Genomic DNA, 19,827 nt, shown 5'->3' with positions numbered 1-19,827 from the left:
CGCTTCGGCCTCGCGGCCACCGCCAGGCCGGCCATCCGGCTGATCGTCTTCATCCGCCCGTCGGGGACAGCCACAGGTGCTACACAGGAAGCCGAAAGCCGTCGCATAGCGCGGGCCACGACAGTAGGGGCATGACGATGGCGAACGCAGACCCCAGCAGCGAGCTCCGGCGGCCCGACGGCAGCCCGGTCCGGGTCCTCGTGGTCGACGACGAGCCCACCCTCGCCGAGCTGCTGTCCATGGCACTGCGCTACGAGGGCTGGGACGTGCGCAGCGCGGGCGACGGTCAGACGGCCGTCCGCACCGCGCGCGACTTCCGGCCCGACGCCGTCGTCCTCGACATGATGCTGCCGGACATCGACGGCCTCGAGGTGCTGCGCCGGCTGCGCGGCGAGACGCCCGAGGTCCCCGTGCTGTTCCTGACCGCCAAGGACTCGGTCGAGGACCGGATCACCGGCCTCACCGCCGGCGGCGACGACTACGTCACCAAGCCGTTCAGCCTCGAGGAGGTCGTCGCCCGGCTGCGCGGCCTGATGCGGCGCATGGGCCGCTCGCCCATGCGGACCGACTCCGAGCTCGTCGTCGGCGACCTCACCCTCGACGAGGACAGCCACGAGGTCCGCCGCGGCGGCGACCTGGTCACCCTGACGGCGACGGAGTTCGAGCTGCTGCGCTACCTGATGCGCAACCCCCGCCGGGTGCTGAGCAAGAGCCAGATCCTGGACCGGGTGTGGAACTACGACTTCGGCGGCCAGGCCAACGTCGTGGAGCTCTACATCTCGTACCTGCGCAAGAAGATCGACGCGGGCCGTGCCCCGATGATCCACACCATGCGCGGCGCGGGATACGTCCTGAAGCCGGCGGACTGACGTGCCGGCCCTCGACCACCCGGCCCGCAGGCGAACGCCCGCGGGCTGGTCGCTGCGGACCCGCCTGATCGCCATCATGGTCGTCCTGCTGACCGTCCTCGGCCTGGTGGTCGGCGGCACCGCCGAGATCTACCTGCACAACACCCTCTACAAGCGGGTGGACACCCAGCTCGACGAGGCAAGCCAGCGGGCCCTGGGCGGTCCCCGCGGCCCCGGCGGCTTCTTACGCTTCAACACCGCCACCGAGCCGCCGCCCGGCGCCCAGACCGGCTGGATCATCCTCGTCTACCGGTCCGATGGCGGGACGGTCTCCCAGCTCGGCGGGGGCGTCGTGAAGTACCAGCGCGCCGAGACAGCCCGGGACCAGCGCAACGAGTACAGCGCTGCTCCCCCGGCGGCGGTGACGGCGTTGTCGAAGCTGACGCCCGACCGCAGCCACGTCGATGTCGACCTCGGCGGCGACCTGGACGACTACCGGGTGGTCAGCACCCTGACCCCGGACGGCAGCGCGATGATCGTCACCGGTATTCCCCTGCGGGACACGCAGCAGACGCTGCTGGCTGTGGCCGGGGTGACCGGGGGTGCGGTGCTGCTGGCCCTCATCGCCGCCGGGTGGGCCGGGGCCGTGATCATCCGCCGCAACCTCAAGCCGCTGAGCCGGGTCGCGGCCACCGCGACCAAGGTCTCCGAGCTGCGGCTCGACCGCGGAGAGGTGGACCTCGCGCAGCGGGTGCCGGAGACCGACACCGATCCCCGTACCGAGGTCGGTGCGGTCGGTGCCGCGCTCAACCGCATGCTCGACCACGTCGGCAACGCCCTGGAGGCGCGGCACGCCAGCGAGATGCAGGTACGCCAGTTCGTCGCCGACGCCAGCCACGAGCTGCGAACCCCGCTCGCCGCGATCCGGGGCTACGCCGAGCTGAGCCGCCGCAGCCGCACCGAGGTGCCGGAGGAGATCGGCCACGTCCTGCGCCGCGTCGAGTCCGAGGCGCAGCGGATGACCGCGCTGGTCGAGGACCTGCTGCTGCTCGCCCGCCTGGACGCCGGCCGGCCGCTGGCACACGACCCGGTCGACCTGACGATGCTGGTGGTCGACGCGGTCAGCGACGCGCACGCCGCCGGCCCGCGCCACGACTGGCAGCTCGACCTGCCCGAGGAGCCGGTCACGGTCACCGGTGACGGCCAGCGGCTGCACCAGGTGCTCGCGAACCTGCTCGGCAACGCGCGTACGCACACGCCCGAAGGCACCACCGTGACCGTCGGCGTGGCCGCGGAGGCCGACGCGGCGGTCATCCGGGTGACGGACGCCGGACCGGGCATCCCCGCCGAGCTGCAGCCGCACATCTTCGAACGGTTCGCGCGCGGGGACAGCTCCCGCTCGCGGGCGGCGGGCAGCACCGGCCTGGGCCTGTCGATCGTGCACGCCGTGGTGACGGCGCACGGCGGGACGGTCGGGGTGGACAGCGTGCCGGGGCGTACGGAGTTCACCGTGCGGCTGCCGCTGATCCGGGCGCTACCGGCCGAGACGGATGCCGTCCATGAGCACGTCCCGCAGGTCGTCCAGTAGCGCACCGGCCGCGTCGCCGTCCGAGACGTGCAGCTCCAGCGGCACGGACTCGCTGTCGCGGCCGACCAGGACGTCGAGGGCGCACAGGGCACGGCCCGCCAGCTCGCCGGTGACTCCGGTGACGGCGGCGGAGCGCAGCCGGTCGTCGAGCCACGGCCGCCCCTGTGCGCCCGGCAGCCCCGCCGCGATGGCTGCGACAGCGGCGAGCGCCTGCGCGGGCGGGATCTCGCGCAGCAGCACCTGGGGCGTCTCCCAGACTCGGAGCACCACCACGGACACCGCCTGCCAGCGCTCCGCCGGGGACAGCTCGGACAGGTCGTCGAGGAGGTGCGGCGGGCTCGCGTTGTTCATGCGTCTCATGTCAGCACACGCAACTTGCATGTGCCCATACCCCGGCTGACGGACACTGTGCGGCGCGCATGGGCTACCATGTCCGCGTGTCCCGTTGGTATTCGTGGTTTACGAGGCCGGCTCCGCCGGTGGCTCGGCCATGAGGTCATGACCTGAGACACCCCCGCAGGGCCGGCAGAGGCAGCGACGCAGCGTCGCTGCCTTTTCGTTTGCAACGAGCCGGCCCAAGCCCGGGGACGCCGGTCCCGGGAGCCGGCGGAGGAGAAGGAAGTCACCGTGACCATCCCCGAGGTGCAGCGGGTCAGCGACCACCGCATCGACCGCGTCGTCCCGCTCATGAGCCCCGCCCTGCTCCACCACGAGCTCCCGCTGACCCACGAGCTCTCGGCGAGCGTGCTGGACAGCCGCCGCCAGGTGGAGGCCGTGCTCGACGGCCGAGATCCCCGCCTGCTCGTCGTCGTCGGCCCCTGCTCGGTGCACGACCCGGTCGCCGCCGCCGAGTACGCCGACCGCCTCGCCGCCGAGAAGGAGCGCCTCGCCGACGACCTGCTGGTCGTCATGCGGGTCTACTTCGAGAAACCACGCTCGACGGTCGGCTGGAAGGGCCTGATCAACGACCCGGCTCTGGACGGTACGGGCGACGTCGGCCGAGGGCTGCGCGTGGCCCGGTCACTGCTGCTCCAGGTGCTCGAACGGGGCCTGCCCGTGGCGGTGGAGTTCCTCGACCCGATCACCCCGCAGTACATCGCCGACACGGTGGCGTGGGGCGCGATCGGTGCCCGTACGGTGGAGTCGCAGGTGCATCGCCAGCTCGCCTCCGGCCTGTCCATGCCGATCGGCATGAAGAACCGCCCCGACGGCAGCATCAGCACCCCGATCGACGCGATCAACGCCGCCGCCGCCCCGCACGTCTTCCCCGGCATCGACGTCTCCGGCACCCCGGCGATCATGCACACGGCCGGCAACCCCGACTGCCACCTGGTGCTGCGCGGCGGCAAGGGCCCCAACTACAGCGCCGAGGACGTCCAGGGCTCGCTCGAGCTGCTGCGCAAGGCCGGCCTCCCCGAACGGGTCGTCGTCGACTGCTCGCACGGCAACAGCAACAAGGACCACCTTCGCCAGCCGATCGTGGCCGACGACGTCGCGGGCCAGCTCGAGGCGGGCCAGCAGGGCATCCGCGGCGTGATGCTGGAGAGCTTCCTCATCCCGGGCCGTCAGGACCTGGGCGGTGACCTCACGTACGGCCAGAGCGTCACCGACGCCTGCATGGGCTGGGAGCCGACCGTGGGCGTCCTGGAGCGCCTGGCCGCGGCCTCGGCGAAGCGGCGTTCCGGCTTCACAGGGGCCGCACAGTAACGGCATAAGGGCCCGACAGGCGGGCGGAAGACAGTACGAGGGTCAGTGCTTCCGCCTGCCTTAAGGACCCTCGATGACCTCGACGTTGCCCGTACCGCCGATGGTGGAGCCGGTGTCCCCACCGGCTGAGCCCCCCGCCGCGCGCCCCCGGTCCCGCTGGTCGGTGTTCCTCCGCGGCCGCGCGGAGGACGCAGCGTGGGTCCGGCCCGCGCTCCTCGCCCTGCTGCTCCTGACGGGCGTGCTCTACATCTGGGGCCTGGGCGCCTCCGGCTGGGGCAACGCCTTCTACTCGGCGGCGGTCCAGGCCGGCTCGGAGAGCTGGAAGGCCTTCTTCTACGGCTCGTCCGACGCGGCCAACTCCATCACCGTCGACAAGACGCCCGCCTCGCTGTGGGTCATGGCGCTGTCCGTACGGATCTTCGGCCTCAGCTCGTGGAGCATCCTCGTCCCCCAGGCCCTGATGGGCGTAGCCACCGTCGGCCTGCTGTTCATCACGGTCCGCCGCTGGTACGGCCCGGCGGCCGGCCTGATCGCCGGCACGGTCTCGGCCCTGACGCCGATCGCGGTCCTGATGTTCCGCTTCAACAACCCGGACGCGCTGCTGGTGCTGCTCATGGTGGCCGGCGCGTACGCCACGGTGCGGGCGATCGAGAACGGCTCGACGAAGTGGCTGATGCTGGCCGGGGTCTTCGTCGGCTTCGGCTTCCTCACCAAGATGCTGCAGGCGCTGCTGGTGGTGCCCGCGTACGCCCTCGCGTACCTGGTCGCAGGCCCACCGAAACTCGGCAAGCGGATCGGGCAGCTGTTCCTCGCCGGCCTCGCGCTCGTCGTGTCGGCGGGCTGGTACATCGCGATCGTCGAGCTGGTGCCGGCCTCCATGCGGCCCTACATCGGCGGCTCACAGAACAACAGCCTGCTGGAGCTCACCCTGGGCTACAACGGCCTGGGCCGCCTCAGCGGCAACGAGACCGGCAGCGTAGGCGGCGGTGGCGGCGGCAACGGCGGCGGCAACTGGGGTTCGACCGGTCTGCTGCGGATGTTCGACACTGCCCAGGGCGGTCAGATCTCCTGGCTGCTCCCGGCGGCGCTGATCGTGCTCGTCGCGGGGCTCGTCCTGACCGTACGCGCGGCGCGCACCGACCGGCTGCGGGCGGGCCTGATCCTGTGGGGCGCGTGGCTGGTCGGGACCGGGCTGGTGTTCAGCTTCATGCAGGGCATCTTCCACGCGTACTACACCGTGGCGCTCGCCCCGGCGGTGGGCGCGGTGGTCGGCATGGGCGCTGTCCTGCTGTGGCGGGCCCGGCGCAACCCGTTCGCGGCGGTCACCCTGGCGGCGGCGATCGGGGTGACCGCCTGGTGGTCGTGGCACCTGCTGGGCTGGAGCCCGGACTTCGTGCCGTGGCTGCGCTGGGTCGTGCTGATCGGTGGGGCCGTGGCGGCAGCGGGTGTGCTCGCCTCGCTGCGGCTGCCCGCGAAGGTTGCGGTGGTCTTCGCCGGTGTCGCACTCGCGGCGGTGCTGGCCGGGCCGGCGGCGTACGCGGTCCAGACAGTTTCGGAGCCGCACACCGGGTCGATCCCCTCGGCCGGGCCGGCGGTGCAGGGCGCGGGCTTCGGTCCCGGCGGTGGACGCGGCGGGCCGGGTGGCATGCGCGGCGGCTTCCCGGGCGGCGGCCGCGCCTTCCCCGGCGGCGGCGTGCCGGGCGGCGGCTTCCCCGGCGGTGGTGTCCCGGGCGGAACGAACGGCGTTCCCGCACCAGGCGGAACGAACGGGAGCACGAACAGCGCGACGAACGGTGTTCCGGGACCGGGCGGCTTCGCGGGCAGCCGCGGCGGCGGTATGGGCGGGCTGCTCGACGCCGCGACGGTCAGCGACGAGATGAAGGCCCTTCTCGACGCGAACGCCGACCAGTACACCTGGGTCGCGGCCGCCGTCGGGTCGCAGAACGCCTCGGGCTACCAGCTCGCGACCGAGGACCCGGTCATGGCGATCGGCGGCTTCAACGGCAGCGACCCGTCCCCCACCCTCGCGCAGTTCCAGCAGTACGTCGCCGAGGGCAAGATCCACTACTTCATCGGTGGCGGCGGCTTCGGCGGCCGGGGCGGCGCGAACGGCGGCAGCAACTCGAGCTCGCAGATCGCCGAGTGGGTCGCCGCGACCTACCAGGCGCAGACCGTGAACGGAGTGACGATCTACGACCTGACCACCCGGTGACCGAGCACGACAACCGCCAGGCGGCTCCCGGTGACGGGGGCCGCCTTCGGCGTGCCACCCCACCGCGCTATCGCTGCACGCTCTGATCTTCGATGGGCGCAACCCATCACGCACGTCGCCGGGGTGGGCCGGGCGTTCCGGGCGCCCCGCGCCCGTGCCCGGCCCGCCCCGGCCCTCGGCGTGAGCAGCGGTTTGTACCCCCCACCCCGCTGCGGCATCCTGCTCTTACGAATGGGTTTTCGAGACGGCCCGGCGCGCACTCACAGGCCCGGCACAGGGTTGCCACACATCGGGCAAAGCCGCGACGTCGACCTTGATGGCATGAGCCTTTCCACATTGCCCTCGCAGGTGTCCGGGCCGGTCGGGATCACCGCCCCGGTGCTCGATGTCGTCGTTCCGGTCTACAACGAGGAGATCGACCTCGAGCCGTGTGTCCGGCGGCTGCATGCGTACCTGACGGACGCGTTCCCGTACCCGTTCCGGATCACCATCGCGGACAATGCGAGCACCGACTCGACGGCGGACGTGGCTCGCCGGCTCGCCGGGGACCTGCGCGAGGTCGCCGCGGTGCATCTGGCCGAGAAGGGTCGCGGGCGGGCTCTCAAGCACGTGTGGACGCACTCCGACGCGGCGGTGCTGGCGTACATGGATGTGGACCTGTCGACGGATCTCGGCGCCCTGTTGCCGCTGGTGGCGCCGCTCATCTCGGGGCATTCGGATCTGGCGATCGGTTCGCGGCTGGCTCGCGGGTCGCGGGTGGTCCGGGGCGCGAAGCGGGAGTTCATCTCGCGCAGCTACAACCTGATTCTGCGGGGGACGTTGTCGGCCCGGTTCTCCGACGCGCAGTGTGGGTTCAAGGCGATCCGCGGGGACGTGGCCGAGCGGCTGCTGCCGATGGTGGAGGACACCGGCTGGTTCTTCGACACCGAGATGCTGGTGCTGGCCGAGCGGGCCGGCCTGCGCATCCACGAGGTACCGGTGGACTGGGTGGACGATCCGGACAGTCGAGTCGACATCGTGGCGACGGCGCTGGCGGACCTGCGGGGCATCGCCCGGCTCACCCGCGCGCTCGGCACCGGCCGGCTTCCCCTGGCCGCGCTTCGCGAGCAGCTCGGGCGCAACCCCTTGCCCGTGGCGGGGGTGCCGGCGGGGCTGGCCGGGCAGCTGCTGCGCTTCGCCGCGGTCGGTGTGGCGAGCACTCTCGCGTACTTGATGCTCTATGCCGTGCTGCGGAACGGCGCCGGTCCGCAATGGGCGAACCTGGTCGCTCTGCTCCTCACCGCGGTCGCCAACACGGCGGCCAACCGCCGGCTCACATTCCGGGTACGCGGCACCGGCGGCGCGTGGCGGCATCAGGTGCAGGGTCTCGTGGTTCTCGCCGTCGGCCTGGGCCTGACCAGTGGTTCGTTGGCCCTGCTGCACGCCTTGACCACCCCGGCAACGGCGCTCGAGCTGGCCGTTCTCGTGGTCGCCAACCTGGTGGCCACCGGCGTCCGCTTCCTTCTCATGCGCAGCTGGGTGTTCCGGGCCGCTCACGAACCGAACATGAACACAACCCCCTCAACGGTATGAATTCCGTGACCTACGGGTAACAATAGGGGCATCGACCGGGATGGTTTCGCGTCCCGGTCGTCGTGCCCCTACAGTCCGGGCCCCGCCGGAGGTGCGACATGCTCAACAAGGAAGACAGCCGCCGGCTGGCTCAGCTGGAACGGCAGCTCCGCCGCGAAGACCCCGACTTCTGCTCCCGCATGTCCGGCGGCCGTCCGCATCGCAAACCGGTACCCGTCTCGCTGATCCTGGCCGCCACAGTGGTCTGGGCGACGGCGCTGATCCTGGCCGTGCTGGGCTGGTGGGCCGCCGCGATAGTCGCCGGGGTCTGGGCTCTGGTCATCATGGTCGCGCTCGGCTACCGCTGCCGCCCGTCCCACCGCGGCGGACCGGACATCCTGCCCCCGGTCTGGTAGCTCAGCCGAACGTCACGGCCGCGTCCGGAACGTCCCGGGCGCGCGCCACCTCCGCGGCCTCGCCCTCGAGGGCCTTACGCACCTTGGCGGTAAGCGTCCCGAACGGCGTCACCGTCAGGTCCACCCGCTTGCGTCCAGCCATCTTGGCCCGCCACACGCCGGCGATCTCGCCGTCCACCAGGATCACCCCCGGGTTGCCGAGGATGCGCCAGACCTCCTTCTGCCGGGCGCGCTCCGGCACCAGCACGTCGCGGTCCCGGGCCTGCAGCAGCGGGTCCATCCCGGGCAGGAAGCGCACGCCGGCGACCGGCTCGGCCGCGGCCAGCGCCGGCACCGACTTCGACGGCAACCACGCCTTGCGTCCGTCCACGCGCACCTCGTCCAGCCCCGATGCGGGCCAGACCTTCTTGATCTCGGCGGTCGAGCTGCCCAGGTATTTCGCCACCTCGGCCGGGCCGGCCGGGCCCAGCAGCCGCAGGTACGTGGTGATCAGATCGTCGATGCCCTCGTTCGCCGTGGGCTGGGGCGGCGCACCGGGGATCGGCCCGAGGGTGGCGTCCCGCCCGCGCGACTCGACCTGCACTCCCCCGGCCAGCCCGGAGTGTTGCCAGACGTTGCCGGCGATGTGCCGGGCGCCGCAGGTGCGGCAGTCGTACGTCAGCTCGCGCGGCACCCGCCGGCTGACCTCGGTGCTGACCTCGCCGCGCGGCATGGAGGTCTTCACCACCTCGCGGAACGCCGTCGCGGTCGCCTCGAACGCCTTGATGCCGAGCTTGACGCCTTCGGCGATCTGGGCGCTGTTGATCCGGGCCGAGGCGTCGGCGTCGCTGACCGGCCACAGCGCCTTGACCAGCTTCTTCAGGTCACGCTTGCGGTGCAGGTGCGGCGCGCCGCGGGCGGCCCACACCATGATGAGACGGTCGTCGCCGAGGGCGGCGGCGGTGCGCGCCGCCAGGGCCACCTGGACCGAGCCCGGCGTGTACTCCTGCACGCCGAGGTCGAGCACGGGCAGGTCGCCCGGCCGCTGCCCGCCGCGCTCGGCCAGGCCCAGCGCGGTCACCCGATAGGCCATCACCCGTTCGCGGTCGACGTCCATGCGGCACCTCCGATCACCCGCGACGACCGTACCGCCGGGCTGCGACATTTCTCAGCCGTTCCATCCGGCTGCCGACGCCCGTGGCGATCAGTTCCCAGGTGTCCAGGCTGCTGGGGCCGTACGGACCCTCCTGCAGGATGGGCGGTTCACCGGTCAGCCGGTAGCCGCATCGGCGCGCCACCGCGGTGCTGGCCGTGTTTCCCGGGTCGATGCGCAGGAGCAGGCGGCTGAGGCCGAGCGTGCTGCGGGCGTACCCGGAAAGCAGAGCGAGGGCCGCGCTCGCGAGCCCTCGCCGACGGTGCTGGGCACCCACGAGATAGCCGAGCTCGGCCTCCCGCAGGCCGGCGTCGACGCCGAAGAGCAGCACCTCGCCGAGCGGCTTACCGCCGTCGGTGGTGATCGCGAGCTGGATGCGCTGCCCGCTGACCCGGCCCTGCCGTGCGCGTTTCAGGTAGGCGACTCCGGCCTCGGTGTCGAACGGCGACGGCATCGGGGTCCACCGGGCGATGTCGGGCTCGTCGAGCATCGCCACGAGCTCGTCGAGGTCCTCGTCCCGCCACTCGCGCAGGGTGATGCCGTCCCCGGTCAGCGAGATCGGGTACGGCAGGCGGCCGGTGGTCGTCATGCGCCCGATCCTGCCCGTAAGCACCCGGTTCCTGCCAGTAGGCAACACCTTCCCGCCGGGTGAGTGAGTCCCGGAGGCGTCGGTCAGGATGGGTGCGGTTTCCCGCAAAGTCCAACGGTGGCCCGGGGTTGCGGCCCGGCGCGGGAACGGCCGTGGATACCACCTGTCAACTTATCGACAGGTGTCTCATCGAGTATGGAGGCGGACCATGGGCCCCCTGGACGGACTGCTCGTCGCGGACTTCTCCCGAGTCCTCGCCGGCCCGTACGCGACGATGCTGCTCGCCGACCTGGGCGCCACGGTGATCAAGGTGGAGGGTCCGGGCGGCGACGACACCCGCGCCTGGATGCCCCCGGTCCGCGACGGCGTCTCCACGTACTACCTGGGGGTCAACCGCAACAAGCGCTCGATCGTCCTGGACCTGAGAGACCCCGCGGACCTGGAGGTGGCGCGGCGCCTGGCCCGGCGCGCCGACGTGATGATCCAGAACTTCCGGCCGGGCGGGCTCGACCGCTTCGGCCTCGACTACGACTCGGTCGCGGCCGTCAACACCCGGATCGTGTACGCCTCGATCAGCGGCTTCGGCGGCGGCGCGGGCGCGGACCTACCCGGCTACGACCTCATGGTGCAGGCGATCTCCGGGCTGATGAGCCTCACCGGGGAACCGGACGGGCCGCCGTACCGGGCGGGCATCTCGGTCGTCGACGTGCTGGCGGGGCTGCACGCGAACGTCGGCATCCTCGCCGCCCTGCACCACCGTGCGCGCTCCGGCGCCGGGCAGCACGTCGAGGTCAACCTGCTGTCGTCGATCCTGTCCGGGCTGGTCAACCACTCGAGCGGCTACGTCGCCGGCGGCACCGTCCCGTACCGCATGGGCAACGCGCATCCGAGCCTGTTCCCGTACGACCCGCTGCCCACCTCGGACGGCGAGCTGATCGTCATCGCCGGCAACGACGGGCAGTTCCGCAAGCTGTGCCAGGTGCTGGGACGGCCGGAGCTCCCGGACGACCCGCGCTTCCGGCGCAACCGGGACCGCACCGCCAACCGCGAGCAGCTGCGCCCGCTGCTGACCGAGGCGCTCGCCGGGCGCACGAAGGACGAGTGGTTCCGCGAGCTGCTGGCCGTGGGCGTACCGTGTGCTCCGATCAACACGATCGACGGCGGCGTGGCCCTGGCCGCGCGGCTCGGCCTGGACCCGGTGGTCGAGGCGGGCGGGATGCCGGGTGTGCGCAACCCGATCACGCTGTCGCGGACGCCGGCGGACTACCGGCTGCCGCCGCCCGGCCTGGACGAGCACGGTGCCGAGATCCGTGACTGGCTGATGCGGGACTGAGGCGATGCTGCACGACGACGACCACTGGATCGAGTTCAACGGCGTGCAGGGCGGGCGCCCGGTCCGTCCGCTGTGCCTGGCCGCGATGGCGGCGGCCGGACCCGGCTCCTCCCGTACGGCGATCGACCTCGGCTGCGGCGCGGGTGTCGAGACGAAGGCGCTGCTCGACGCCGGCTGGCGGGTGCACGCCGTCGACGGCTCCCCGGACACCGCAGCCGTGGTCGCCCGCACGGTCGGCGGCTTCCACCGCAGGCTGACGGTCGACGTACGCCACTACACCGACCTCGTCGACCTGCCGCCCGCCGACCTCGTCTACGCGGGGTACTCGCTGCCGTACCAGGATCGAACGTCGTTCGACCGCGTGTGGGAGCTGGTGCGGAAGGCACTGCGGCCCGGCGCCGTCCTCGCCGTCAACCTGTTCGGCGAGAACGACTCGTGGGCGGGTACGCCGGGCCAGACGTACCTGAGCGAGGCCGACGTCCGCGCGCTGCTGGACGGCCTGGAGGTCCGGTCGTTCGTCGAGGAGGACGCCGACGGTCCCGCCTACAGCGGCCCGAAGCACTGGCACGTCTTCGACGTCCTCGCCGTCAACGGGTCGTGAACGTCTCCGGAGGCACCGGCGCACCCGCCACCAGCTCCGTGAACGCCAGCAGCGGCACGCCGTCCGGGGAGCGGTAGGCCAGGATCACGCCGCTCTCGACGTCGAGCACCTGCCAGACCGGCTGCGGCTTGCGGGGCGGCGGCAGGAGCAGGACCTGCCACGCCGGCCGGCCGAGGACGGTGACCTGCTCCACCGGGCCGGCGGGACGGGTGAAGTCGTCGTCCCTCGGGTCGGTCAGCTCGCGCGGCCGCACCAGGTCCGTACTGATGGAGCCGCCGGAATGCCAGAACCCGGGCCGGCGCGGCTGGAAGCAGGCGGGCTCGTCACCGCCCGCTTCCGGCCATTGATAGTGGCCGGTGTCGTTCGCCAGATACCGCAGCCGGCCGCGGTCGTCCTCGATGCGCCAGTTGTCCGGCGGAACGAACGTCATTCGTTCGGTCACGCCGTCGGAGGACTCCACGCGTCCCCGCAGTGTCATCGTGACCGGCGCGCCGGCGAGCCGCGCGAAGTCTTCCCAGCTGACAGCGCTCATCGACCGCTCGGGGTGACGAACTCGGGCTGGTCGAGCACGCGGAGCCAGGTGCCGTCGCTCTGCCTGCGGACGACCTGCGCCCGCGCACCCGCGCCGTCCCTGGGCGGGGTCGAGGTCAGCGCCAGGTCTCCGCTGACCAGCGTCGGCAGCGGGGTCTCCGGTTCGAACGCCGGCAGGTGCGGCAGGGCTTCTTCCCAGAACTTCCGGATGGCCTCCCTGCCGACGGTCCGGCTGCCCGGCGGGTACGCCATCACGGCGTCCTCCTCGTACAGCAGGGACAACCCCTCGGCGTCCTTGGCGTTCGCCCGGTCGACGAACAGCCGGGTCAGGTCTTCGGGCGTACGGGCCTTCTCGCGTTCGGTCATGTCTCCACCGTTCCTTCCCCGGGGCGACAAGTCCAACAAATAGTTTTCGCATCAGCTATGATCCGCAGTCATGGATCTGCGGCAGCTCGAATACTTCGTCGCGGTGGCCGAGGAGGCCAACTTCACCAAAGCCGCCGAGCGCGTGCACATCACCCAGTCGGGTGTCAGCGCGCAGATCCGCCAGTTCGAGAAGGAGCTCGGCGCCGAGCTGTTCGACCGCTCGTCGCGCATGGTACGGCTGACGGCGGCCGGTGCCGCCGCCCTGCCCCACGCCCGGCAGGCGCTGGCCGCCGCGGAGGCGGTCCGGCAGGCGATCGACGACGTCACGGGGCTCGTCCGCGGCAAGCTCCGGCTCGGCATGGTCACCGGCTGCACGGTCACGCCGCTGTTCGCCGCGCTGGCGTCGTTCCACCGCGCGTTCCCGCGGATCGAGGTGGCCCTCAGCGAGGCGAACTCCGATGTGCTGATCGAGGACGTCCGCGCCGGACACGTCGACATCGCCCTGGTCGGGGCGGCCGGCGGGCTGCCCGGGGACCTGGCGTCACACATCGTCGTCAGCGAGGGGCTGGTCGCCCTGGCGCCGGAGGGGCATGCCGTGGCGGCGAAGGAGGAGGTGACGTTGCGGCGGCTCTGCGCGTACCCGTTGATCTGCCTGCCGCCCGGCACCGGGATCCGCAGCGTGCTCGACCAGGCCTGCGCCGCGGAGGGCATCCGGGCGAACGTCGCCCTGCAGGCGACGGCGCCGGGCGCGGTCGCCGACCTCGCCGCCCGCGGGCTGGGAGTGGCGGTGCTGAGCGCGTCCATGGCCGCCGACCACCCGGAGCTGACCGCCGTCCCGATCGAGGGCGTCGACGTGCCGGCGCTGCTGGCCCTCGTCTGGCGCAAGGAGGAGAGCACGGTGCTGCGCGCGCTGCTGCCCCACTGCGGCCGGGCGTTCGCGCTATAGGAGATCGCCCGCGCAGGCGACGCGCGCCTGCTCATTCCAGTCCCGGGCATCCAGTACGGCCACAGCGGTCCGTTCCCGATCGTCGTTCGTCCGGACGAACAGCTCGACCGGCAACCGGCCGATCGGCAGCCCCCGGGCGCAGACGACCCGGACGTCAGCCTCGGCCTGCACCGCCTGCCCCTGCCTGATCAGGCGCTGCTTCTCGGCGGTCCGGACGGTCAGCCCGCCCCGCGAGAACCGCAGCTCGCGCACATCGATCGGCAGCGGACCGGCGTTCACCAGCGTGACCCGGCGCGTGAGCGACGCGTCGACGACCTTGCCGCCCGCGACCACCCCGCCCACCCCGGCATCGTTGGCCCGCGGTCCGGTATCGGCCAGGACCAGCACGGACACCTCACTGCTGCGCTCCCTGCCCGCCTGCCAGCTGTCCCACACGGACGTCCCCGCACCCCCGGCCACGAAGACCGCGACAGCGACCACCACGTTCGCGGCGCGGCGGCGGGCCGGCGTCGACCGCACGGTGGCCGGCCGGTCCAGATCGATCACGCTCATGGCCCGTCAAACGCGACGACGAGCCGACGGTGATGGCGCAACTACCGCTCCACGCAGAATTCGTTGCCCTCGGGATCCTGCATGACCGTGAGTTCTCCATGCTTCGCCGCGACGGTCGCACCGAGCGCGGCGAGCCGCGCCACCTCGTCCTCGACACTGCCGGGGGCCCGCAGGTCGAAATGCATGCGGTTCTTGACGGTACGGGGCTCCGGAACGCTCTGGAACCACAGGTTCGGCCCACCCCACCCGGGCGCCTCGACGAAGGCCTTGGCGGAGGTGGACTCCTCGTCGACCTCCCCACCGAGCGCCGCGGCCCAGAACTCGGCGACGACCAGCGCATCCCGGCAGTCGAAGGTCACGCTCTTGACGTAGGTCGGCATGGCGGGGACGGTACGCCGCACGCGCGCCCGGCTCAATCACCGCCGTCTACTTGATCCTCCGGGTCGACCTGGCCAGCATCGCCTCGTACCCGGGATGCTTCTCCAGCCAGCCGACAAGGAAAGGACAGATCGGCACGACGGTCCGCCCCTTGGCCCGCGCATCGTCCATCGCCGCCCGGGCCAGCGCCGACCCGACCCCGTGACCCTCGAACTGCGGATCGACGGTGGTGTGCGTATAGGCCACGATGCCGCCGGTCAGCTGATAGGTGAGGACGCCGGCGAGGGCGCCTTCCTCGTCGCGCGCCTCGAAACGCTCCCGCTCGGGCACGTCGGTAACCGCGATCTCCACCCCACCATCCAACCACGATGCGGTCGTCGCCGAGGCCGGTACGTTGCGCCGATCGACAGCGGCCCGGTGATCCTCCACGATGGTCGCAACGAACAGGGGGACCAACTCGATGGATCAGACGTACGACGTCATCGTGGTCGGTGCACGGTGCGCCGGATCACCGCTGGCGATGATGATGAGCCGCCAGGGCCACCGGGTCCTCCTGGTGGACCGGGCGAAGTTCCCGAGCGACACAGTGTCCACCCACGTCATCCACCCGCCGGGCGCAGCGGCCCTGCGCCGCTGGGGCCTGCTCGACCGGGTGGCGGCGACGGGATGCCCGCCGGTCGGCCGCTACTCCTTCGACTTCGGACCGCTCACCGTCGCCGGAGCCCCGGGCACCGCGGACTCACCGTACGCGTACGCCCCGCGACGCCACCTGCTCGACAAGATCCTCGTGGACGCGGCCGCAGCCGCCGGCGCCGAGGTCCGCGAGGGCTTCACCGTCGAAGAGGTGCTGGTCGAGGACGGCCGGGTGACCGGCATCCGAGGCCACGACCAGGGCGGAAGATCCGTCGTGGAACACGCCCGCGTGGTCGTCGGCGCGGACGGCCGCAACTCCGTGGTGGCCAAGACGGTCAACCCGGCCCAGTACGAGGACCACGCCCCGCTGACCGTCGGGTACTACTCGTACTGGAGCAACCTGCCGACCGACACGTTCGAGGCGTACAGCAGGCCGGGCCGCGGCTGGGCGGTCTGCCCCACCAACGACGACCTCACCCTGGTGATCGGCGGCTGGCCGTACGCAGAGCTCGCCGAGCACCGCAGCGACGTCGAGGCCACGCTCATGGAGACGTTCGAGCTGTCCCCCGCCTTCGCCGAGCGGATCCGCGACGCCAAGCGCGAGGAACGCCTGGCCGGCACGTCGGTGCCGAACTACTTCCGAACACCGTACGGCCCGGGCTGGGCCCTGGTCGGGGACGCGGGCTACAGCCGCGACTTCATCACCGCCCAGGGAATCACCGACGCATTCCTGGACGCCGAACGGTGTGCCCAGGCACTCGACGCCGCGTTGGCAGGCAAGGCACCGTACGAGTCGGCGATGGCCGAATACCACTCAGCCCGCGACGCACGGGCCATGCCGGTGTATCAGATGACCTTGCAAATCGCCTCGCTGCAGCCGCCGGACGAGCAGATGGTGCAGCTGGTGTCCGCGATCGCCGGGAACCAGGAGGGGATGGACGCTTTCGCCCGGCTCAATTCGGGGGTGACGTCGCCGGCCGAGTTCTTCGCCCCGGAGAACCTGGCCCGCCTCGCAGGCCACGCGGCGCCGTAGCGAGGTCCGCCCACCCCCCTTTCTCCACCGGGACCACCACGCCGCCGGACGGCGGACACTCGAGCCGACAGGCGGATCCGGTCCCCTACTCGCCGGCCGGCGCGGTCACCGGGCTCACCTGCGCCCCGCGCCGGGCCGGCAGAACCCCGCCAGCGGTGAACACGACCAGGGACAGGAAGACCGCCGCCAGCTGACCGACCGGCAGCTGCAGCGGCGCGTCCAGGTCTATCGTCCGGACCGCCAGCTACGCGTACGGGACGCCGATGAGCAGCCGCAACCCGGCGCCGATGACGCCGTAGCGGCTGGACTCGACGGTCGGCATCGTCCGTAGCCAGGTGAGCCCGACGGCCGGCAACAAGCAGGACTCGCGGGTCCGCTCGACGACCGGCGACGCCGCCGTGCTGCCCACGGCGACCAGCGCGGTCAGGCCGATCAGGGCGACGATCAGCACCACCGTGAAGCTTGTGCAGCTCGTCCCGGCGGTCGGCGAGCACGTCGACGCCGATCCCCGGTTTGGCGGCCAGCACCTCGCGTGAGGTCAGCTCGTGCCTGTCCTCGAGCAGCATGCAGGTTGCCGTCGCACCTGTGAGAAACGACCTGCAGGTCGGACGACCCCGCGAGGCCGAGCTGGCGGACGCTGAGCACGCCGTCACGGCGCGGAGCGGCCCCGATAACAAAGAGTTAATTACCGCCATCACAGAGAGTGTTGCACTGGCTGCATGAATGCGGTGTGCAGCGCGCTGACACCCTCGGACCTGCCGGGTATGCCGAGGGCCACGGCTGCACCGCTGAGGGCAAATTGCCCGATTGGCGGAGGTACGGGAGGGGTTGCGGTCATTACCGTACGTAGTTATGGAACAGCTCAAGACACGTACCGTAACCAGCCGTCGCCGCTTCCTCTCGCTGGTCGCGGCAGGCGTCGCCCTGGGAACGGCCATCTCGGCCGGCGTTACGGCGCCCGCGATGGCCACCGTGACGGCCGAGTCCGGCACGGACCTCTCCGGATGGACCACCGAGGTGGGTGACGGCGTGTACGCCGCCGCCGGCCAGGCACCGGTCACCAGTGCCGACATCGCTGTCGAGAACCGGGGAACCGACTCGAGTCTGCGCACCAACGTCCTCAACCGGGGCGTCATGGCTCACGTGATCTCGTTCAAGCGGGTGACCGACGTGTCGATGATGAAGACGGTGCACCGGGCAGGGTTCTCGTTCCAGATGCCGTACGTGCCGTCCACCGCCGGTGGTCCCCGCAACGCGCAGACCGTCGAGGGTGGCCTGTTCGTGTGGGACGGCGCCGACACGCGTGTCGACCATGGCACGGCTTTCCAGTGGGTGCTCAACCCGTGGCAGTCGAACTTCGGCCAGATCCTTGTCTGGACCAGCGCCAACGGGGGCAGCTGGGCCCCGGGCGGATACCTCGAGCCGGACACGGCGTGGCACGACGTCTCGTTCATGGTCGACCCGGTCAAGCAGAAGGTTCAGCTGATCATCGACGGCGTGAATCTGAAGGCCCCGTACTCGGTGACGCCCAAGAGCGGCTGGGGCACCGACGTGTCCGCCCGCCTGCAGGCCGAGGCCATCTCGATCTACCCCGGTGCCACGGCGACGTGGGCGCCGCAGCACGAGGTGCTGATCCGCGACTGGAGCTGGAGCCGGCGAGCCGTCAAGCACGAACCGGCTGCCGGAGGCCAGGCAGACAGCGCAGCGCTTCCTGGACTGTAGCGCCCGCTCCTCACAGGATCCGTTGATCGCGTTCAGAACGCTCTGGTCGGGACGTCGGTCTCGACCAGGGCGTTACCGTGCGGCGCAAAGCTCAGCAGTCCTCCGGCGCCGACACGCCGGTTCCGCCGGCGACAGACGGCCGCATCGAGTGGCATACGGCTGCACGCGACGGCTCACCGAGCGTCTTACTCATTGCGTGGTCAGCGAGTGTTCTCGCTGGTGTGGCAGGTGCCCCCGGCAGGAATCGAACCTGCGACACACGGTTTAGGAAACCGTTGCTCTATCCCCTGAGCTACGAGGGCGCGAGTGCTGATCCTACCCGACCGGCGGTGACCGACAGCACCGGATAACCCCGGCCTGTGCCCGACGGCGTCGCAGCCGACCGCCCCGACCGCACATGTGAGCTCGCGGAGTACTCCCACGGGCTCAACGCGAAGTCATCCTTCAGCTGCAAGATCTTCCAGATCGACAGCCTTGATGACAGCGGTGATGTCCGGCTCGGTCGCCAGGTCGAGGGGCGCCAGTTCCTTGCTTCGACCCTTCTGATTCAACAGAACCTCCCGAGCCACCGCGTTCAGGATCTCGACGGCACCCGCGTCATTCCACCGCACGCCGAGTAACGCCTCCCGGCTGACATTGACGGCGGCCAGACATGGCATCGCGGGTCGGCCGTACACGTCGATGCCGTCGTTGCGGAGGACTACAACCCGGGCGGACATCAGAGCAGGTGCAACCGCGAATGTCTCCCGTAAGGTCACGAGGATCTGGCCGCAGACGAACTGCTTGTAGAAGTCTGCCCTGGCCGTCTGGGTGAGCTTCTTCAGCGACAGGTTGCCCGCCGCGGTGTGAGCCGGCATCTGCTCTGGAACCGCTGAGGACACCGCTGGTACCAGCAAAACCAATGACACCTCTGCCCCGCTTACCCCGACGGCCGCCGACGGCGCTTCGTTGTCCTCGAAGGCCGCCGCCAAGGTCTGGAGAACCATGTCGGGATCGTTCCTGCAGAGAAGCTGCCATTGCTCGTCCAACGCCTGCTGCCACTGAGCCTGCTGCCCCTTGAGAACCTGCCACTGCCTGGCCATCTCGGCATCTGCCCAAGTCGCGGCCCGCTGCTTTGCGGCAGCACGTTCGGACCGCTTGAACATGCCGATACCGTTCAGAGTCTGCTTCTCGTAGCGGGCATAGATCGCTGCTCGATCAGGCAATGCCGGTTCCGGAGCCAGCGGGCGCTGCGCGATCGGAAAATCAACTCGGTGGAGCGCAAGAATTCGCAGGAAGGCATCAGCGAGTTGCTGCGCTACTGCAGCCTTCTCCGCCTGGGCGGCCCGCCGCTGCTGGGCTGCCAGTTGCCGCTGATAAGCAGCCTGAGCTGACATCGCGCTGCCACGGTTACTGCTGCGCCTGCCACCACCGACCGAGGTGTAGAGACCAACCGGGCCGATACCGGTCGACACACCCGTGCGACCCGCGCCGAAGTGCACACGCGCGGCTCGAGGGCCGAGACTTGTCCGGATGCCACGAGAAGACGCCCTAATTCGTACCCCAGGCGCGATCTTGACCGAGAACCCCACAAAGACACCGTACGGTCAACCAGTCGCCTGCGAGTCGGCTGACCAGACGAAACGGAGTCGTCTGAAGGTCCGGACGCCGAAGCACCGACTATCCCCGCATTGCCGAATCCGGGTCGCG

21 protein-coding genes and 1 tRNA gene are annotated in these 19,827 nt (G+C 71.1%); 11 read left to right on the top strand and 11 right to left on the bottom strand.

Features of this window, described 5'->3' with window-relative positions:
* Positions 1 to 131: 131 nt before the first annotated feature.
* Positions 132 to 869: a response regulator transcription factor gene (locus AB0J80_RS36490; protein WP_364714168.1), complete on the top strand. Its 738-nt coding sequence runs from the start codon at positions 132 to 134 to the stop codon at positions 867 to 869.
* A 76-nt stretch (positions 870 to 945) separates the two neighbouring features.
* Entirely contained in the window at positions 946 to 2,436 is a 1,491-nt protein-coding gene (locus AB0J80_RS36485) for a HAMP domain-containing sensor histidine kinase (RefSeq protein WP_364714184.1), read from the top strand.
* Here the strand turns inward: AB0J80_RS36485 and AB0J80_RS36480 are convergent.
* Positions 2,383 to 2,787, bottom strand: a complete 405-nt coding sequence (locus AB0J80_RS36480; protein WP_364714167.1) for a hypothetical protein — start codon at positions 2,785 to 2,787, stop codon at positions 2,383 to 2,385. The genes AB0J80_RS36485 and AB0J80_RS36480 overlap by 54 nt on opposite strands.
* A gap of 276 nt (positions 2,788 to 3,063) precedes the next feature.
* On the opposite strand from AB0J80_RS36480, the gene AB0J80_RS36475 reads away from it, so the two are divergent.
* The 4 genes from AB0J80_RS36475 to AB0J80_RS36460 all read left to right on the top strand — a co-directional run bounded on the left by AB0J80_RS36475 (position 3,064) and on the right by AB0J80_RS36460 (position 8,322).
* Positions 3,064 to 4,143, top strand: coding sequence for a 3-deoxy-7-phosphoheptulonate synthase (locus tag AB0J80_RS36475; RefSeq protein ID WP_364714165.1), 1,080 nt, complete (start codon positions 3,064 to 3,066; stop codon positions 4,141 to 4,143).
* Positions 4,144 to 4,216: 73 nt separating this feature from the next.
* Entirely contained in the window at positions 4,217 to 6,355 is a 2,139-nt protein-coding gene (locus AB0J80_RS36470; RefSeq protein WP_364714164.1) for a glycosyltransferase family 39 protein, read from the top strand.
* Between the two features lie 321 nt (positions 6,356 to 6,676).
* Entirely contained in the window at positions 6,677 to 7,927 is a 1,251-nt protein-coding gene (locus AB0J80_RS36465; RefSeq protein WP_364714163.1) for a bifunctional glycosyltransferase family 2/GtrA family protein, read from the top strand.
* Positions 7,928 to 8,025: 98 nt separating this feature from the next.
* Positions 8,026 to 8,322: a DUF3040 domain-containing protein gene (locus AB0J80_RS36460; RefSeq protein ID WP_364714162.1), complete on the top strand. Its 297-nt coding sequence runs from the start codon at positions 8,026 to 8,028 to the stop codon at positions 8,320 to 8,322.
* 1 nt (position 8,323) lies between these two features.
* Here the strand turns inward: AB0J80_RS36460 and AB0J80_RS36455 are convergent, their stop codons facing one another.
* Both AB0J80_RS36455 and AB0J80_RS36450 read right to left on the bottom strand, forming a co-directional pair.
* Entirely contained in the window at positions 8,324 to 9,418 is a 1,095-nt protein-coding gene (locus AB0J80_RS36455; RefSeq protein ID WP_364714160.1) for a crosslink repair DNA glycosylase YcaQ family protein, read from the bottom strand.
* 13 nt (positions 9,419 to 9,431) lie between these two features.
* The gene (locus AB0J80_RS36450; protein ID WP_364714159.1) at positions 9,432 to 10,043 is read right to left on the bottom strand and encodes a GNAT family N-acetyltransferase; all 612 of its coding nucleotides are present in this window, start codon (positions 10,041 to 10,043) and stop codon (positions 9,432 to 9,434) included.
* A gap of 208 nt (positions 10,044 to 10,251) precedes the next feature.
* On the opposite strand from AB0J80_RS36450, the gene AB0J80_RS36445 reads away from it, so the two are divergent.
* Entirely contained in the window at positions 10,252 to 11,376 is a 1,125-nt protein-coding gene (locus tag AB0J80_RS36445) for a CoA transferase (RefSeq protein ID WP_364714158.1), read from the top strand.
* Positions 11,377 to 11,380: 4 nt separating this feature from the next.
* Positions 11,381 to 11,977: a class I SAM-dependent methyltransferase gene (locus tag AB0J80_RS36440; protein WP_364714156.1), complete on the top strand. Its 597-nt coding sequence runs from the start codon at positions 11,381 to 11,383 to the stop codon at positions 11,975 to 11,977.
* Here AB0J80_RS36440 and AB0J80_RS36435 read toward each other — a convergent pair.
* On the bottom strand, positions 11,964 to 12,509 hold the full coding sequence (locus tag AB0J80_RS36435) for a hypothetical protein (RefSeq protein WP_364714155.1): 546 nt from the start codon (positions 12,507 to 12,509) through the stop codon (positions 11,964 to 11,966). The two genes, AB0J80_RS36440 and AB0J80_RS36435, sit on opposite strands and share 14 nt — an antisense overlap.
* Complete coding sequence (locus AB0J80_RS36430) at positions 12,506 to 12,874, bottom strand: nuclear transport factor 2 family protein (protein WP_364714154.1); 369 nt, start codon at positions 12,872 to 12,874, stop codon at positions 12,506 to 12,508. Before AB0J80_RS36430 ends, AB0J80_RS36435 begins: the two co-directional genes overlap by 4 nt.
* Before the next feature lie 70 nt (positions 12,875 to 12,944).
* Between AB0J80_RS36430 and AB0J80_RS36425 the strand changes: the two genes are divergently transcribed.
* Positions 12,945 to 13,820: a LysR family transcriptional regulator gene (locus tag AB0J80_RS36425; protein ID WP_364714152.1), complete on the top strand. Its 876-nt coding sequence runs from the start codon at positions 12,945 to 12,947 to the stop codon at positions 13,818 to 13,820.
* Here the strand turns inward: AB0J80_RS36425 and AB0J80_RS36420 are convergent.
* Genes AB0J80_RS36420 through AB0J80_RS36410 form a run of 3 tightly spaced genes read right to left on the bottom strand, consistent with a single transcriptional unit; the run spans position 13,815 to position 15,101 of the window.
* The gene (locus tag AB0J80_RS36420) at positions 13,815 to 14,372 is read right to left on the bottom strand and encodes a hypothetical protein (RefSeq protein ID WP_364714150.1); all 558 of its coding nucleotides are present in this window, start codon (positions 14,370 to 14,372) and stop codon (positions 13,815 to 13,817) included. The two genes, AB0J80_RS36425 and AB0J80_RS36420, sit on opposite strands and share 6 nt — an antisense overlap.
* A gap of 41 nt (positions 14,373 to 14,413) precedes the next feature.
* Positions 14,414 to 14,752: a VOC family protein gene (locus AB0J80_RS36415; protein WP_364714149.1), complete on the bottom strand. Its 339-nt coding sequence runs from the start codon at positions 14,750 to 14,752 to the stop codon at positions 14,414 to 14,416.
* 46 nt (positions 14,753 to 14,798) lie between these two features.
* Positions 14,799 to 15,101 (bottom strand): GNAT family N-acetyltransferase, encoded by a 303-nt coding sequence (locus AB0J80_RS36410; protein WP_364714147.1) that lies wholly within the window; start codon positions 15,099 to 15,101, stop codon positions 14,799 to 14,801.
* Positions 15,102 to 15,210: 109 nt separating this feature from the next.
* Between AB0J80_RS36410 and AB0J80_RS36405 the strand changes: the two genes are divergently transcribed.
* A complete protein-coding gene (locus AB0J80_RS36405; RefSeq protein ID WP_364714145.1) occupies positions 15,211 to 16,416 on the top strand; it encodes an NAD(P)/FAD-dependent oxidoreductase in 1,206 nt (401 codons plus the stop codon).
* Between the two features lie 244 nt (positions 16,417 to 16,660).
* Here AB0J80_RS36405 and AB0J80_RS36400 read toward each other — a convergent pair whose 3' ends face one another.
* Positions 16,661 to 16,870, bottom strand: a complete 210-nt coding sequence (locus AB0J80_RS36400; RefSeq protein WP_364714143.1) for a hypothetical protein — start codon at positions 16,868 to 16,870, stop codon at positions 16,661 to 16,663.
* Positions 16,871 to 17,268: 398 nt separating this feature from the next.
* On the opposite strand from AB0J80_RS36400, the gene AB0J80_RS36395 reads away from it, so the two are divergent.
* Entirely contained in the window at positions 17,269 to 18,138 is an 870-nt protein-coding gene (locus AB0J80_RS36395) for a hypothetical protein (RefSeq protein ID WP_364714141.1), read from the top strand.
* Positions 18,139 to 18,367: 229 nt separating this feature from the next.
* On the opposite strand, the gene AB0J80_RS36390 is transcribed toward AB0J80_RS36395, so the two are convergent.
* Positions 18,368 to 18,440, bottom strand: a tRNA-Arg gene (locus AB0J80_RS36390).
* A 135-nt stretch (positions 18,441 to 18,575) separates the two neighbouring features.
* Complete coding sequence (locus AB0J80_RS36385; protein ID WP_364714140.1) at positions 18,576 to 19,709, bottom strand: DUF4236 domain-containing protein; 1,134 nt, start codon at positions 19,707 to 19,709, stop codon at positions 18,576 to 18,578.
* Positions 19,710 to 19,827: the final 118 nt, after the last annotated feature.

Origin of the sequence: Actinoplanes sp. NPDC049548 (assembly GCF_040676695.1) — a bacterium.
Taxonomy (GTDB): domain Bacteria; phylum Actinomycetota; class Actinomycetes; order Mycobacteriales; family Micromonosporaceae; genus Actinoplanes.
This window is presented reverse-complemented; position numbering and strand designations above follow the sequence as displayed.